Origin of the sequence: Colwellia sp. PAMC 20917, assembly GCF_001767295.1 — a bacterium.
Classification (GTDB): Bacteria; Pseudomonadota; Gammaproteobacteria; order Enterobacterales; family Alteromonadaceae; genus Colwellia_A.
Window position 1 is genome coordinate 3,721,874 of sequence record NZ_CP014944.1, and the last position, 17,563, is coordinate 3,739,436.

A 17,563-nucleotide genomic window follows, 5' to 3' on the forward strand; every position below is an offset into this window, starting at 1 on the left:
GATTTACGCTAAAAAGAGAACGTTTTACAGGTAATTTTTCTGCATCACCACCACAAGGTACTATTTGGATGTTTCTCTACTCTCATTTTTTACGCTCAACTTATATTCGAACTTATATATTGTCCTGTTTAGTTATGGTCAGTTGTTATGCACAAAGCACAGAAAAATCCACCGCAGCGAATAATGCGACTTTGGCAGAATATACTGCGCATTATACCGTTTATCGACAGGGTGATAAATATGGAACGGCAGAGCGGATGTTATCAAAAACTGCTGATAACCAGTATAAATTGACGTTTAAAACGGAGGCTTCAAAATATTTTTATGTGATTAATACCGAAGAGTCTAGTGAGTTTTCATATGATGACCAACAGATAGAGCCAATAAAATATATCAGCAAAGATGAGCGAACATTTAAGAAAACAAAAAATCAAACGATTGAATTCGATCATGCTAACCATCTTGTTTTAGGGAGCGATACCGCTGAACAATGGTCGCTTGCTTTAAAAGCTAATATACTCGACCCTTTATTGGTTATCGAGAAATTGAGCCATGACTTACAAAAAAAAGAACAGCATTTAGAATATTTTGTTTATGATGATAATTCAGTTAAAAGTTATATATTTGAATATTCAGGTAGAGAAAAAATTAAGACACCAATGGGGCTGGTTGATACGTTAAAGGTTTCTCGAGTAAAAACCAATAGCTCAAGAAAAACCCATTTTTGGTTAAGTGTCGAGCATAACTTTATTCCTTTTAGAGTAGAGCAAGAAAAAGAAGGTAAAGAAGTTGCAACACTCGAATTAAAAAAATTGATAATACCTGCCGTAAGCTAGAAGAATCTTAAATAGGTGATTTTAGTGTTTACCTATTCGGTTAAAGCGTGACTAGATTAAAATTTAAGCCTCAGTTTAGTCAAAAAGCGAAGAGCGTTTTGTTTTAAGCGGGCTTTATAAAAAGTAAGATTTGTAAATTGAGTCATATCATCTTGGCATTCGCCACTAAATCGATAACTAGATAAAAGGTGATCAGTGTTAAAAAACATATTTGTAACGAAACTGAACGACATTGGTATTTATTTCAATAATAGGTACTTCTTTAGGTATTACTTTTTTTGAATAATAACATCGGTTATGTTATCGAGTTACATTAGCACTTTCGGTTATTACCATTGACTACTGCGACTAAATAACATTGACCAGCTAATGTTATTTAGGTTACCCAGCAACTTTAAGAAATAAATCATAATCATTTCAGAAAAAGAGTCGTTAAGACTCATTTTTATAATAGCAACTGTTCCGATTAAGCGACGTTAGCATCAATATATTTTTAGGCCATTGAGAATAATCATAGATCTCGATTTATCTTAACTGGCAACTAACCACGAAAGGCGTCGTTCACATTTGAAATATTAACGATCACTTTGTGCGCTTAGTTGACGTTAACCTTTAAATTTTTGATATATAATTTCTAATGCTTTTTGCACACTTTCGCCCGAGAAAACGAGATAAAAACATGCTTTCCTCAAAAGCTCATTAAAGGAAAATATTAAACGCTTGATATACTGAGGATTTAAAGGTAACTTTTATTTATATTATAAAAATTTAGACTGTTAATTTCCTGTAGGAAATGTATTTTCCCGTCTATTAAGCGTTATCTGTCTAAGGAGCTTCGTCTTGACTAAATTTAAAATATCATCTGAAACTATGTGGCATGAAATCAATGAAATTCATGGTGAATTTGGTGGTGCATATATATTAAGGTGTGGTGATGATATGCCTATATCTACTAGTCGATTATTGGCAAAAGATGAAAGTGGCATACTCTATATTGGTAAAACTAATTCTTTTATTAACCGAGTTGCGGAGTTAAAGAAAAGTATATCCCTTAAATATAAATCGGGTTCTCACGAATGCGGTTCTAGATATAAAGCGCACTTAGGCATTTCAAATGCCTTCCCTTATGAACAACTGTATTTAAATTTAGTAGGAAGTGATGACCCGAGAACTACAGAATCAAATTTATTGAAAGAATATGAAGAAAAGTTTGGTGAATTGCCGCCTTTAAATCGAGTTAGTTAATACACATTACAAGCCATTCAAGCAAGATAGTTGGCTGTTTCACTCCGCTCACAATTTTAGCCAAAATTGTTGTTACTTTACATGGCGTTGCTACTTATGAGATTATCGAGATTATGATGAAGTTTAACGATTTATCTGAAAACCTGAAAAATATTCAAGATTCATTGAATTCCCAGTTTTCTGAGCTTGTTATAAATTTTCTTCAGCCCACAAAGAATTCGTTAATAAATGAATGGAGCGATAAAAATAATCTTCCAGTGCCAGTAAAAGGTGACGGAGTTGGAAGTAAAAGTGGTATTTATTTTTTAATATCTGAAAATGATGAAGTTTTATATATCGGGAAAGCTACAACCAATAATATCCATGAGCGTATATGGAGTCATTTAAAAACCCCTGAAATAAAACAAAATGACAAAAGAGTATTCCCAAAAAATAACTTTATAAACAGAGGTCTTGATGAGGATATCGTATCCCTTGTAACCAACGGTAATATTTATTTTGCTGCGGTAGAGGTCAATCCAACTTACCTTTGTTCGCTTGTTGAAGTTTACTTACATTCAATTTGTATGAAAGACTATGATCGTATACCACCTTTAAATAAACAAATTGGCTAATATCAACAGCACATAACAAGTGGCTATGGTTGGTTTTCAATACAAAATCTAATCCTAATTGCTATTCACGCTAGTTGCCTAATGTCTCTTTTGTGGCATAAGTTATCGTACAGAGACAACATTTCATTGCCAGCAATGAGCTTGCAGGAGTCATAGCTCTCAATATAACCAGACAGGATTGAACAACACTGTTACTGGCTTTTGAGCGACCACAGCGGTCATTCACATAATTACATGACTATTACTGTGCACTAATTGAAACCCTTGATACTCTCTAGAGCAAATGGATAGCATCATTTAAGGTACCATCAGGTCAATCTAACTTTCAATTTGAAATTTATTTAGGGTAGTTAAGTAACCATTAGTGACATATTATTATGTTTCTAATTACTTATCGGATAAAAAAATGGTCTTAAGATTTCGTTTTTTGTTTTTATTATTTATTCATTTTTTCAAACGAACTATTGGTATCATGGATGCAAATACGCTGGAATTTCGTGTTTTATTTAATGATGTTGATATCAAGAGAATGAGCAGTGACAGATATCTACCCATTATGGATCTTGGTCGTATTAACATTATTCTTCAAGCAGGCCTTCTGAGAAGTTTTATAAAAAACAAATGGGTTCCAGTTTCTAGGGTAGCAACTATACGTTATAAATATCCTCTTAAGTTTTTTCAGAAATATACATTAACATCGAGAATAATTTATTGGGATGAAGAATGGGTTTGGACTGAACATCTATTTCAAAGAAATGGAAAAACAACAACGGTAGGGATAACAAAAATTACTTTTTTGGGACCCGATGGGATGGTACCTATATCTGATGTTATTGAAGCATATGGACATCCCGTATCACGAATTGAAATACCTGATGTTATAAACGAATTAATGAAAGTTGAATTAAGTCTCAAGGATTTGTAGTAAATTAGTCATCTAAAAAAAGCTGTATTGAGTCAATAGTTAAACTCTTTGATGGGATCCCTTTGGCAGCAATGAGCTTAAATCTGCCCCACAAATAAATTGTGAATTTCAGTTTGCATTACTCTGAATATCATAGTTTTTTTCGAAAATATTTAATTTTAAAAGTGGTAAAAAATGTAATTGAGTGGTGCAGATGGTCGTTATTTTTCATAACGCCACAAGTTTAGTCATAGGCTAGATAAAATAATACGGTAGTTCATATTATAATAGTAAAAGTAATACTTTTGTCAGGTGCTATTGCTACGTCTAAAATGGCGCCTATTCTCTCACAGTAAGACTTTACAATTGCTAAACCTAGCCCGTACCTTTCTTCGGATGTTCTTGATGAATCTTTTTGCCACAAAGGTTCAAAAAACAAGGCTAAGTCTTGTGCTGAATACTCAAAACTGCTGACGTTTGAAATCTCCAGTCGTATTTTATGGGTATTTTGTTCAGGCCTTACGGCAATAATTACCGGAGTCGTTTCTGGGCTATAGTAAAGCGCATTATTAATCAGATTAGTTAGCACAGTAGTGAAAGCAAATTCATTGGTCTGAATATAACCACATTGCTTACTAAAGCTAAGGGTAATATTTCTACTCTGCTTATTTTCAGAGGCAATGATTGTCTTAAGTAATAGCTCAACATTTACTTGTTGTTTCTCTAATTCAGCTTGATAAGTACTTTTTTGCAACAAAAGAATCCCATTGACGATATTTCTTAACCGTTGCGTGATCGCAAGTACATCAGTTTTAAAGCTTGCGGCTAACTGCTCTTCATGAGGAAATTTTATTGCGACTTCACTTAAATTAAGTAACTCGGCAATTGGCGTTTTTAATTCATGAGCAATATCAGAGGTAATTCTTTTCTCTCTGGAATAAAGAACTTTATTCTCGCTGATAAAGTGGTTAATTCCGTCTGCTATTGCGATAAGTTCTTCGGGGAGTTGGCTTGTTGATATGGTGCTAATTTCAGAATTTAAATTAATTTTTTTCAGTTTTATATTTAACTCATCGAGGGGTTTTAACCCTCGCTCAACAACACTGAAAACGATAATCCTTACTGCGATAATCGCGAAAATCGAGGTCAATATAAAAATAATATCAACAAACCAAAGAATTTGATTTAAGCCCTCATTACTCGTTGCATAGGCCAACTCCATTGGCTTTTGAATTTTTTCAACAAACGCTTTTGTTATTCCGTATTCTTCTCTAACATCACTGTCGATTTGAGGGATGAATTTTGTGAAATACATCCGGCCAGAACGCCCATCGGGTAGGGTTATATTTGTTATTGATGATTTGTGCAGTGTAACGTCTAACTTGGGTAAGTCGTTATTTTCAAAAAGCTTAAGTGTTTCAGAACGCTCAAAAACCTTGTCATCTCGCCATAATTGAAAATATTCAGGATCGTTAGCCCCTGAAAACTCAGGCATAAACTCATCAGCAAAATCAAAATCTACTTTGTCAGGATGCTCGCTTACTAAGGTTTCCAATAAACCGGCTTTATTAATCATCGCGCGGTCAAACTGACTACTGATCCAACTATCAACACTAATATCAGTAATTAAAAAGAGCGAGACCAACAATATCGATATTGATATTGATATATATCGACTTAACTTTTTCTTAATAGAAGTCATTAATCTTTCTCAACAAAATAACCAAAACCACGCTTGGTTTTTATGGGTAAATCATGCCCTATATCTCTCACTTTTTTTCGGGTAGTTGATAGATGGGCTTCAATCGAATTTTTTGCTACTGCATTGTACTGGCCGGCTAGATAGTCACTTAGTTTTTCAGGAGAGACGACTTTACCTTGATTGGTAAATAAACATTCAACAAGCTTATATTCATTAGGTGTTAAATGGGCATCGATGCCATTGCATAGCAATTGTTTTAAATGGATGTCTAATGAAAAAACGCCAATATTAATTTTGCTGTCATTTATATTTAAGCTGCCTCTGCGCATTAAGCAAAGCAGACGAACATGGAGTTCATCGAATGAAAACGGTTTTGTTAAATAGTCATCAGCGCCATTTAGTAAGCCTGATATTTTATCCTCAGTCAGATCTCTTGCTGATAGTATCAATACCCTTAGGTCTTTATTGGCTTTTCTTATAGCTTTTAATATTGCAGTGCCATCAACAGATGGCAGCATCAAATCAAGTATTAGTAGCGAGTAATCACCAGCTAAAGCCATACTTAGGCCTTCAGAGCCATCGCCAGTATCATCTACCGTGAAACCTAAGTTTGACAGCCCTATTTTTAGACTTCTTCTTAATGAAGTTGAATCTTCAATAATTAATATTTTCAAGGTAAGCCTACAATAAACAGTTTATCTTTGTAGAAGATAGCAGAGTTAACTTAAGATTTGCTGAGTTTTTACTTAGATTATGCTGTTAGATATAACCGGTAGATAGCCTAAATAAGCGCTATCTAAAGTGTCAATTGAAGAGAAATTACTTGTGAAAAAGTAACTTGAAAATCATAGAAATAAAAAATTACATTTACTGACTTGAAAAAATAAACTTGTCACTCAATATATATTTAATAGTAATTTATTTTGAGAACCGCTTGAGTAAATTTATCTTCGCCATACTTTTATTTGTTATAACCAGCTCCCATGGAGAGTTAGGATATAGTATTGGCGATGAAATAAACTCGAACATTGCTCAACAATTCACTCTTGAAATCTTCACTGATATCGCATGTGATGCAGAACCTGATGTATTGCTTATCAGCAATAAGACAAATAATCGCATCAACCAAGTTACCTACCTATTTAAAATTTCAACAAACAAAAACATCATATTATTGAATGACAAATTTCAATACCTGCACCCAAGAGCTCCTCCCTTAAAAATCGTATAAATTTCATTGCTTTTAATCAGGCCATTTAAATATTGATTTTTGACCTAATCTCGACATTTTTTTGTGGAGATTTATTTAAGATGCTTTCAACGATTTTTGTTATATAAGCTAGGATTTAAAATTAAAATCCTACGTTAATAAAATCGTAAAAACCTTAGTATACATACACATTTAATTCATTGTGTTCACGTTACTTTTGAGCTTGATAGTTGTCGAAAAGGTCATGCTAAGTTCGGCTGTCATATTTCATTTACTAGGCAGAAAAATATCAATATAAAAGTGATTTGTAATTATACAAAAGATGCTTTTAATCAAGCGTTTAATTAACTGAGAAACACGATTAAATTCTTGATTAAGCAGCAGGAAAATATCATTTATTCAGTGTTTTTTCTGTTACAGACAAGATGATTCTTAATAAAGTGAGTAGTAATTATGACCAGTTTACAGTTATTTGATTTAGATTTAATAGACAAGATTATATCACCAGAAGATTTTCACAATATATCTTTAACATCGCCAGCTACAGATATCTTTACTGATTTTAAAGAACATAAGGCGTTAGTGATTGAAGGGGATACTGATGCTGCTGATACTTTAAAGTTGATGATCAAAGCACATGTAAAAATGAAAATAGTTGTGTCAACAAACAATGATTTTTTAGGTATAGTGAGTACCAATGAGTTGTCAGAGCAACGTATCGTTGCAGAAGTTGCGAAGGGCATTGCCAGAGATGAAATACTAGTAAAAGATATGATGATACCAAGGTCTATGCTACACGCACTTGATTATAAAGATATTGAAAATGCTAAGGTTACTGATGTTATTTCAACATTAAAAAATTATGGATTACGCCATTGTTTAGTTGTTGATAGGAGTAATCACCATATTAGAGGTGTTATATCTTCTAGTGATATTGCGCGGAAATTACATTTACATATTGATATTATTACTAAAACCTCATTTAAAGATATTTTTGAGGTAATTCATGGGTAGATATTAATGACCATAAAGATAAATAATATCTTTATGGTCTCGTTATTTAACAGGTTTTTTAACAGTCGCAAGTTATAGATTGTTTGAATAAATGTTTGAATAAGTAAAAAAATGGATACAAGTGAGTATCCATTTTTATTTAGTAGTCAGTCAATTTCACCTCTATATATTGCAACTTTAGCCACTTAGCGTTACCTTTGCTTTATTTTGTTAACATTGCCTATATTTTATTTTTTGCCAAGACAGAGTCTTGATGATGAAAGCTTTCATAAAGCGACCAAACTTAGTTGTTGTAAAAACGGCAACTTGTTGGTGGAGCAAAATAGAATCTAAGATTATGTCAATATGTAGATGCATTTTAAATGCTTGTTCTAGTCAGATAGTATAGGAAAGGATCACACCGTGAAAAACGTATTAATATTAGCTATTTTGTTACTTTTTTTTTCACTGCCGAGTCAAGCTGATAGAGTTATTAATAGTGTATTACTTAATGGTACTGCAACTACAATAGTTGCAGCGAGCGATACAATATCAGTGCTACTTAACGTCACTACCGATGGGAACGGTAGTCATGAGCGTTGGCAATCCACTTCTTATATATTAAATGGTACTACTACTTGCAATAATGACGCTAATATAGGCAGTGCTGGCACTTATAATCGTGGTTTTGATATTACTGCGCCTTCAACAGCAGGTAGTTATACTATTTCTTTTTATGCCTATAGAAGAGATGGTTGTGGCGCCAACAAAGAAAGTGATGTTTTTTCAATTACATTTGGTATTACGGTGATTGGAAATGAGCCTGATATTTCTGTTGATGATATAAGTATTGATGCTGGCGATATTGCCACTTTTACTATTGAGCTGACGAGTAGTTACTCCGAAGACATTACCTTGGATTATGCCACCTCAAATGGGGCTGCTACTTCAGGAACTGATTATACGAGCGCTAATGGCACGGTAACGATATTTGAGGGTGATATCTCTAGTACAGTAAATATTATTACTTCACCTTTAGGGAGTGGTGACTTTACTCTTACATTAAGTAATACAAGTGCAGGCTCTATCGCTGATGCAACTGCTACTGGAACAATTGTTAAAGCAGCGAGTTTAATCTTAGATTATCGTTTTGATGATTGCAGCTACACTGGGGCTGATGATGAGGTTTTTGATCAAACGGGAAATTATTCTGGTAAAACCTTTGGTGTATCAGATCCTGTTGATGATGCTGTTATTAATCAGTCACTCGACTTAACTGCTGATGGCATCAATGACTGGGTTAAGGTGCCTAGTGGTTCCGTGAATGGCTTAGATGACTTCTCGTTGAGTTTTTGGGTTAATACAACTGTAGATAAAAAGCAGCAGGAAGTTTTTCATGCATTAGGTGATGATGAAAACGATGATGAATTAGAAGTATTCCTTAAAGGTAAAGACGAAGTTTATATTAAAGTTAAAAATGAGAAAGTTAACAATGAGAGAGAAACATTAAAAAGTAGTATCGTACTCACTGATGGCTCATGGCATCATATTGCTCTTACCCGAAAGGGTGAAGATGTTTGCTTATTTGTTGATGGTAATGAGCAAGATTGTGAAGGTGGTGTTAATATCGGTGTTTTATCTGTCACTAATAGTAATGCAATTGTTATTGGCCAAGAACAAGATGAATTTGGTGGTGCCTTTTCTGTGGCTCAAGCTTTTGAAGGAAAACTAGATGAGTTTCAAATTTATGATGCTGTACTTAACTCAGATAGAATAGCTAATATATATGCCAAGCAAAAAGCGGGTAAAAATGGCGATGGTTCAACGCGCGACCCAGTAGCTTGTGGCGAAATTGAAGTGGTCGCAGGGCGTATTACCTTAAATAACACAGCAGATAACCCTTCATTTACTCATGTTTGTTTTGATACACCTTTTTCAGTTGCTCCAGTGGTTTTTAGTTTACCTACTACTGCGAGTAATAGTGATCGCCTCGCACTTAGGATCAGCAATGTTACAGTAAGTGGTTTTGATATTGCGCAGGTGGAATCACCAGAAAAAGCCAACCCTAGCGCACCCGCAGGTAACATAGCTCAAACAGTAGATTTTTTGGCTATTGTAGAAGGAGATTATGATCTAGATGGAGGGGCTAAAATGCGGGTAAGCACCTTGGATACTTCACGTTTTCAAGGGAGATATTTTAGCGGTAGTTCTTGGGATACTGTTGATATTACCGATTTAGGGTTTTCACAACCACCCTCTATCATTGCATCCATTCAGACAATGAATAATGAACCCAACGTCAATAATCCAGACGGCCCTTTCCCTATTTCAGAGCCCTTTTTAGTTACCGCTATTAGAAATGTTACTAAAACTCAGTTTAATATGGCTTTAGACCGAGCAGAAACAGACACAGGAACTATTGCTTCCAATGAAACCATAGGTTATTTGGCTATTACCCAAGGTGTTATTGGACAGCTAACGGATGATATTAGATATGAATCCTTTCAAACAGGCAATAATATCGAAGGTCTAAATAGTTGCCGTATATTCAACTTAACTGGCAGTTATACCGACAATCCACTCATTATCGCTACCCAGAACACTCGTAAAGGTGGTGACGGTGGTTGGCTGAAACGGTGTGCTATTTCACCTGTAAATGTTGGGTTTAGTATTGTCGAAGACAGTGACAGAGACACTGATACTTATCACACAAATGAACAAGCTGGCGGTCTAGCGTTGGTCGGTACTTTCAAGGATTTTACCAATAACTGTGGTGATCCTATTATTGATCACTACGAAATTGAACACGATGGCAGTGGTTTAACTTGTGAAGCTGAAAGTATCATCATAAAAGCTTGTGCAGATGCCGATTGTAATACAGTTAGCTTAGACGCTACGGACGTAGAACTAGCAATTAATGGTATGGTAAATAAAACAGTGACCGTTGTTGGTCGCACCGGTATCAGTTTTGATTTCACCACTCCAGGCGCGGCTACATTAAGCTTAGATCAAACTTATAAGTGTAAAAATGATGCTTCAGCAAGCTGTGATGTGGTTTTTGAAGATACTGGTTTTCGATTTTTCTCTGACACAGAAGGGACAGATATTCCAGAGCAATTATCAGCCAAGCCATCAAATGTTGGCTTTAATGGCAGTACGTTAAAAGTACAAGCGGTAAAGAAAAACCCTACAACGGGTGCTTGTCAGGCAGCATTTATTGATAGCAACACTATTGAAATGTTAGCAACTTGTGTTGACCCTGACGAGTGTGCAGGTAGCCAAGTAACAATCAATAACTTAAGCGCTGAGATCCCTATTAATACTTTAAATAATGCGGCGAGCAAAACGTACACGGGTGTGGCTCTTAATTTTAGTAACGAAGCCGTAAACAGTGCAGAATTTATTTTTACTTATCCTGATGCGGGCAAAGTACAACTTCATGCTAGATATAATATTCGTGATGAAAATGGTGACCCAACGGGTAATTATATGCTCGGTTCGTCTAGCGCTTTTGTGGTTAGGCCGCTTGGCTTTTATATTAATGTTAATGGCAACCCAAAAGCACAGAGTGCTAATCAAGTTAATAGTGCTTTTAAAAAAGCAGGAGATGATTTTACTACAAGTTTAACAGCCGTACAGTGGCAAGCCACAGATGACAGTGATGGAAATGGAATACCAGATACAGGTGCTGATTTATCTGATAATACCACTACTGTTAACTTTGGTAATGAAGCCACATCAGAAAACGCTATTATAACCGATAGCCTTTATCTGCCAACCCTAGGTACAGAGGGGGTTTTAACCAATGTCAGTTTTAATGATTTTAGTAATGGTGTTGCTACTAATGGTGTTAATAATAATAAAAGTATGACTTATGACGAAGTAGGTATTGTCAAATTTGCTGCAAATTTAACGAATGGTACTTATTTAGGGGCAGGTGATATTACAGGAGTAGCACCTTATGTTGGTCGCTTTATCCCTCATCATTTTGAATTAACAACGGGTCTAGATGGCGATATAATGTCGGTTTGTGATATTAATAGCCCTTTTCCAGCAATGACGTTCGCTTATAGCGGGCAAATGAGTAGAACATCAACATCGTCAATTTCAAGTAAAGGATCGTTACAATACCAATTTGCTCCTGAATTATTCATTACGGCAAAATCATCAATCTGTCCTAGTGGAACTTGCACAACAACAAGTAATTACACGGGAGATTTCATAAAACTTTTACCGAGTAATGTTACCTATATTACGCCAACAGAAGATGCTGACACTCTTGATTTACTTGGTGCGAAAGTTAAGCTTACTGCCAACTTAAGTGAAGGGATCTTTCTTGATGAGAGCGAAGGCGTTATTACTTACGCATTTAATGCTGAGGATAACTTTGTTTACCTTCGAGATCAAAATACAGAGATAACTCCTTTCCCAGCTAAAATAGAATTAGGAATCGCAGCCGTAAGTGACACTGATGGCGTAGTCGCTATTGACAGTGATGGTGATACCGATAATGGTCGCTTATGGGTTTTGAACCCTGAAGGGAAAGAAATTCGTTTTGGTCGAGCTTCACTTAAAAACAGCTTTGGTCCAGAAACGTCCCCTATAGTGCAAGTTTTATCAGTAGAGTATTTTGATGGCACTAACTTTGTTTTAGCTGATACCGATACTTGTACCCAATACAATTCGACTAATGTTAGTTTCGGCTCGCTGAATGATGTTGGCCTTGATTCTGCTGATATTCCTCCTGTTTCCGGTGCATTTGTGGATATTGATGATTTACCTAATGGCATAACGCGACAAATTGTTTTACCTGCTGTAGCATCAGGAAATCAAGGAAATGTAGAAGTAATCTATAACATATATCCATGGCTGCAATACGATTGGCACTGGAATGGTGTAGAAGTGAAAACTTTAAATGAAAATCCTAGCGCGATAGCCACCTTTGGAGTCTTTAGAGGAAATGATCGAGTTATTTTGTGGCGAGAAGTTATTAACTAAACATAGGTGGGCATAATCAAAAAAATAGCTTTGTGCCCTTATTATTTAAATGACGAAATATAAACTCATGCTCTAACAACCACTCTTTAAATCATTAAAGTTTGGGGAGAAAACGTTTATTGCTAGGCATCACGCTTAAAAATAACCTTTTTAAGCGTCTCATTAATATTTTTGGCATACGCTAATTAGTTAAATTAAAGATGCTTTTTAAACCACTTTAATACCGCATATACTCCATGCTGACCCTGTTAGATAGTCGGCGAGTGACTCGTATCCTCAAACTCTATATATTGAGATTCAACTCCAGGGGATTGACGTTTTTAAAGGTAATTCCCCCCTTAAACAATCGCTACATCCTAGTCTGCGTTACCCGGTATGATTAAGGAGGGAGGATCTGCACAATTGTGGATCTTCATGAGTAATTAGAACTCTCGTTCAGGAATTTCTTGGCTGTAGCTAGATTGAGTTAAATCGATTGAAAAATTTACGTAAAAAGTCGTGAGAAAACTATAAAAAACGTCACAAAAAATAAGAAAATTTAAAAACCTCCTAAGCTATGTACTGAATGGTCACTTATTAGCCACATATAGTCATAGAGCTTTTGTGAAACCATGATCATATTCAGTGTAAGTTTAACTAAAACTGACTGCTTGTTTGTGGGGCTGGTTTAAGCTCAAAGTTGACGTAACAAAATGAAAAGCTTAATGTCAGGTTAGAGCGAATTCCGCTCAGTCAGAACTTTCAAATCACAGCCACAACGTTACTTGGTAATGGCACTGACTTATTAACGACTCAAAAGATACTGGGTCATGCTAGCGTGGTCACTACGCAAGGCTATACGCATATTGCAGTCAAGAAGATGAGTGAGGATTATCAGAAATATCATCCTGCGGTGCAGAATCCCAATTTATATATTCCACGTAGTCATCCTATTAGAAATCCTCCTAGTGATTAAACTAAGACTTAGCGGATTATTCCCCCCTATATTTTAAGTTGTTTATTCTTCTTAAGGACAAAATTAATAAAATTGTCCTTAACTTGTCTTTTTTTATCTTATAAGGACAAAATATGTATGAAAATGTCCTTTAAATCATTCTTTTTGTCCTTTAGAACGCTGACTTTGTCCTTAAAGATTTGATTTTTGTCCTTTACAGGCGTACCATAAGGACAGTTTTATTAATTTTGTCCTTAAGTTATGAGTAAAAAAGCACTTCTTGAACAAGAAAAATCATCAATTTTAGCCCATATTACTGAAATAGGTGAGCCTATGAGTCTAGGCGAAATAGAGAAAACACTTCCTCTCTCTATTAACAAGAAAACCTTGCAAAGACGTATATGGTCTATGGTTGAAGAAGGGTTGCTGTTATCTGGTGGGAAGAAAAGCCATACTAAGTACTATGTCGATAAGGAAATAAATGAACTTAAAAGTGTCCCTAAGGAACAGATTGAGGACACTTGTGGGGAAAATGTAAGGACAAAAAGCGAAGATAAGGACAAAAACCCTATCTTTTCGAGTGATGCGATGTCCTTATTGGGTTATTTAAATACACCTTCTTATGCTCGAAAAAGATCGAGTTACCAATTTGCGTTAGTCGATAACTATATTCCTAATCAAACTCAGTATGTGCCTGAGACAATGAGAGTTCGATTGTATGAAGCTGGCAAGCGGTTTAATGAACAGTTTGCCGCAGGTACATACGCTAAAAAAATCAGTCAGAGATTACTGATTGACTTATCCTATAACTCTAGTCGATTAGAAGGAAACACGTATTCAAAACTCGATACGCAAAAGCTGATAGAGCAAGGTTTAACTGCTGAAGGTAAAGTTCACAAAGAAACTGTGATGATAATGAATCACAAGGAAGCGATAGAATTCTTAATTGAAAATGCAGAAGAAATTGTACTTATCCCATTTACAATCAGAAATATTCACTCATTGTTATCACAAGATTTGCTAGCAAACCCAAAGGCTTGTGGGAAGATTAGAGAAATAGAAGTGGGTATTAGCCAGTCAGCCTATACGCCTATGAGCAACCCTCACCAATTAGAAGAATACTTATCACTTATCCTACGTAAAGCGGATAAAATTGAAGATCCATTTGAAAAGAGCTTTTTTTTATTGATACACCTTTCGTACTTACAAGCCTTTGAAGACGTAAATAAACGCACTGCTCGACTGTCGTGTAATATTCCATTTATTCAGCATAATTTGTGTCCTCTGAGTTTTATTGATGTCCCCCAAGAAGACTACTTTAAGTCTTTGTTGTATTTCTACGAGACAAACCAGGTTGAGCCTGCGCTTGAGCTTTTTGAATGGGCATATTTACGCTCATGTGAGCAGTATGATGTTGTAACTGAGTCATTGGGTGAAATAGATACTTACCGAATACAATATCGAGCCGATAGAAAAATTGCGATGGGCCATATTATTCGCCAAAAACTTGATGAGGCTACGGCTACTCGATATCTTGAGCAATACTGTATAGATAATAATATTCCATCAGAAGATAAGTTTATCAGTATGACACTCAGTGACCTTGCACAACTTCATGAAGGCTCAATTATTGGGTTAGGTATCACAGAAAGAATATTTATTGAGTGGAAAAGCGCTAACTAAAACAATTTTACTTGACCACTTCATACTGTAGTGGTCAAGTAAATTCGGCCATACTTTTAGAGTTATTTCTGTAGTTTATTAATAAGGCGCTTTGTGCCCCTTTGCGCCATAGAATCACAAAAATTTAATACCTAAAATTATATTAATCTAATGTCCGCTTTGGTATTTTCTAATCAAATTATAATTTTTGACTTTATAGATTCCTGATGATATTTAGAACAATTCTATTATCTAACGCAGGGCTGATTTTCATCGGTTCAAATGTCGCTAGATAAGCCAAAGCTAAGGTCTTATCGTATCTTTGCTGACGATAGCTGCTGATTATTCTTTAGGTCGAGTGATAGCCAATTTCGGACATTAGCTTTTGAGTTACTAACGACATTTCAGAGCCTATAGCAACCATTATTTTTTTTGTAAATTCTGATCATGTTCAAAGTAATTCTTTGGTCTGTCACATTTTTTGGAGCATAGCGACATAGGATTTAAGGTCACTAGGGACGCAATATAATATTGTTTATAAATTGTATTAGCACATTCTCAGATGCTGTGTTTAACAAAATGTCCCTTCCCCAAAACAAAGCGTTATTTTGATAGGAAAATAACACCCTATAATTTGTGGCTTAGGTACTTATGCAAGCATACATAATCTATTTTTTTTCTATTTTTACCCATAATTAGATTTTTAATAAGATTTTATTTGCTGATGTTTTCATTATTACGCTCTCATTAAAAAGGAAAGCTAAATGAAACTAAACAAACTAATAGTCCCGCTATTTTTATCAGTAAGTAGTTCTGCACTTTATGCAAACGAGAATAGCAGTGAGTTAATTGAACCTATTATGGTTACCATTCCTGCTGGTAGCTTTCAGATGGGTGATATCAATGAAGAAGATGCCCAACCTATCCATACCGTAACCTTAAGTGAATTTAGCTTAGGGAAATATGAAGTTACCGTAAAAGAGTTTCGTCATTTTGTCGAAGAGACTGGCTATAAAATGCCTTCTCAATGCACACATCAACTCAATGGTTGGTTTAATTACGGTAAAACCGATGGCACATGGGAAAACAATTCGCTCAATACTAGTGATTTTCAACCGGTAAACTGTATTGGCTGGCAAGCAGCTAATGCTTATACCCAATGGCTAGCAAAAGAAACCGGGCGTCCTTATCGTTTACCGAGCGAAGCTGAGTGGGAATATGCCGCTAGGGCAGGTACAAGCAGTAAATATTACTTTGGTGACGATCCCGAACAAACCTTAGTTTGTGAATATGAAAATACCGCCGACTTAACCGGTGAAAATATTTTGCAACGAGATAGTGGAACCAGCTATGTGAATTTTTTTAATGGCAAATCAAGCTGCGTTGATCACTCGGCTTATGCAAGTATCGTTGGTACGTATAAACCTAACCCTTTTGGTTTGCACGATATGGTTAGTAATGTGGTTGAGTTTATTGCCGATTGTTATAAAGATAATTATAAAGATGCAAAAAATGATGGTCAGGCATGGATAGATGACGTTTGTGAATTCCGGGTAGCGCGAGGTGGCAGCTGGCATTGGAACACTTTCTCGGTTAGCCAGAGGGGGGCATGGGTGAAGACTTTGTTGGGGCAGTAGAAGGGTTTCGAATTGCACTTGATGGTGCAACACCGACTAAATCGAACAACACTAAAAAATTTATTAAAGAGCTAACAACAGCTCAACGAAGCGAAAAATTGAGACGTAATGCTATGTTGCCTTATCCAGATACAGTAACAAACTTAACATTAAATCAAGAAGATGATCTCGTTATTTTAAACTGGGACAAGAGCCCGCAAACTGACATTGAGAGCTATCGCATCTATAGAAATGCGGCCACTGGCAGTACCTTTAAATTATTAGCGTCGAATATAATCGAAACGACATTTAAAGATGCCAATATCGATAGTCATCAATATGAATATACCGTGGTAGCGGTTAGGCATCACCAACAAAGCGACTACAGCAATACAGTAAAAACTCAAGCCTCGTGGGTGTATGCACCCGGAAGAGTGGAAGCGGAAGCCGCGGCTGAACTTACTGATTCTAGCGTAGGAAGAACCTCTGATATTGATGGTAAGTTTAATTTGACGGGGTCTGGAGGTATTGGTGATAAAGCGATAATGGACTATCAACTTGAAGTAACACAATCAGGCCATTATAACCTTAGCTACCGTGTGGCTGCCCCTCGAGACACTAAGGGTTTTATGATATTGGTCAATGGTAAAGAGTTAACCGTAGAAAAAATAACGAATACTGGTGGTTACAATGAATGGCAAACACAAACAGGCGCCAAAGTTTACCTTGAAAAAGGTAAACACAAACTAACCTTACAATCACTTGATAACAACTGGAAGCTAAATTGGATTAACCTAAAACAGGGCTAGTTTCGGTAAGTAAAAATACAAAGTAAAAGGCAGCGATATC

At 35.7% G+C, this 17,563-nt stretch carries 11 protein-coding genes; 9 read left to right on the forward strand and 2 right to left on the reverse strand.

Annotated elements, in window-relative coordinates:
- The first annotated feature begins 68 nt into the window (after window positions 1–68).
- The 4 genes from A3Q34_RS16000 to A3Q34_RS16015 all read left to right on the forward strand — a co-directional run bounded on the left by A3Q34_RS16000 (window position 69) and on the right by A3Q34_RS16015 (window position 3,620).
- Window positions 69–836 carry a DUF3108 domain-containing protein gene (locus A3Q34_RS16000; protein ID WP_070376263.1) on the forward strand — a complete coding sequence of 256 codons (768 nt, stop codon included), beginning with the start codon at window positions 69–71 and terminating at the stop codon, window positions 834–836.
- Between the two features lie 840 nt (window positions 837–1,676).
- Complete coding sequence (locus tag A3Q34_RS16005) at window positions 1,677–2,081, forward strand: hypothetical protein (RefSeq protein ID WP_070376264.1); 405 nt, start codon at window positions 1,677–1,679, stop codon at window positions 2,079–2,081.
- Between the two features lie 113 nt (window positions 2,082–2,194).
- Window positions 2,195–2,695: a GIY-YIG nuclease family protein gene (locus A3Q34_RS16010; protein WP_083278053.1), complete on the forward strand. Its 501-nt coding sequence runs from the start codon at window positions 2,195–2,197 to the stop codon at window positions 2,693–2,695.
- A gap of 472 nt (window positions 2,696–3,167) precedes the next feature.
- A complete protein-coding gene (locus A3Q34_RS16015; RefSeq protein ID WP_197517608.1) occupies window positions 3,168–3,620 on the forward strand; it encodes a thioesterase family protein in 453 nt (150 codons plus the stop codon).
- 256 nt (window positions 3,621–3,876) lie between these two features.
- On the opposite strand, the gene A3Q34_RS16020 is transcribed toward A3Q34_RS16015, so the two are convergent.
- Window positions 3,877–5,301 carry a sensor histidine kinase gene (locus tag A3Q34_RS16020; protein WP_070376266.1) on the reverse strand — a complete coding sequence of 475 codons (1,425 nt, stop codon included), beginning with the start codon at window positions 5,299–5,301 and terminating at the stop codon, window positions 3,877–3,879.
- Complete coding sequence (locus A3Q34_RS16025) at window positions 5,301–5,975, reverse strand: response regulator transcription factor (RefSeq protein WP_070376267.1); 675 nt, start codon at window positions 5,973–5,975, stop codon at window positions 5,301–5,303. The genes A3Q34_RS16020 and A3Q34_RS16025 overlap by 1 nt, the downstream gene beginning before the upstream one ends.
- A 989-nt stretch (window positions 5,976–6,964) precedes the next feature.
- On the opposite strand from A3Q34_RS16025, the gene A3Q34_RS16030 reads away from it, so the two are divergent.
- From A3Q34_RS16030 to A3Q34_RS20955, 5 genes are all read left to right on the forward strand, one after another.
- Window positions 6,965–7,525 carry a CBS domain-containing protein gene (locus A3Q34_RS16030; RefSeq protein WP_070376268.1) on the forward strand — a complete coding sequence of 187 codons (561 nt, stop codon included), beginning with the start codon at window positions 6,965–6,967 and terminating at the stop codon, window positions 7,523–7,525.
- A gap of 402 nt (window positions 7,526–7,927) precedes the next feature.
- On the forward strand, window positions 7,928–12,502 hold the full coding sequence (locus A3Q34_RS16035; RefSeq protein ID WP_070376269.1) for a DUF6701 domain-containing protein: 4,575 nt from the start codon (window positions 7,928–7,930) through the stop codon (window positions 12,500–12,502).
- 1,195 nt (window positions 12,503–13,697) lie between these two features.
- A complete protein-coding gene (locus tag A3Q34_RS16040) occupies window positions 13,698–15,119 on the forward strand; it encodes a Fic family protein (protein WP_070376270.1) in 1,422 nt (473 codons plus the stop codon).
- 743 nt (window positions 15,120–15,862) lie between these two features.
- On the forward strand, window positions 15,863–16,735 hold the full coding sequence (locus A3Q34_RS20950) for a formylglycine-generating enzyme family protein (protein ID WP_231907370.1): 873 nt from the start codon (window positions 15,863–15,865) through the stop codon (window positions 16,733–16,735).
- Entirely contained in the window at window positions 16,708–17,523 is an 816-nt protein-coding gene (locus A3Q34_RS20955; protein ID WP_231907371.1) for a carbohydrate-binding protein, read from the forward strand. The genes A3Q34_RS20950 and A3Q34_RS20955 overlap by 28 nt, the downstream gene beginning before the upstream one ends.
- Window positions 17,524–17,563 lie beyond the last annotated feature (40 nt).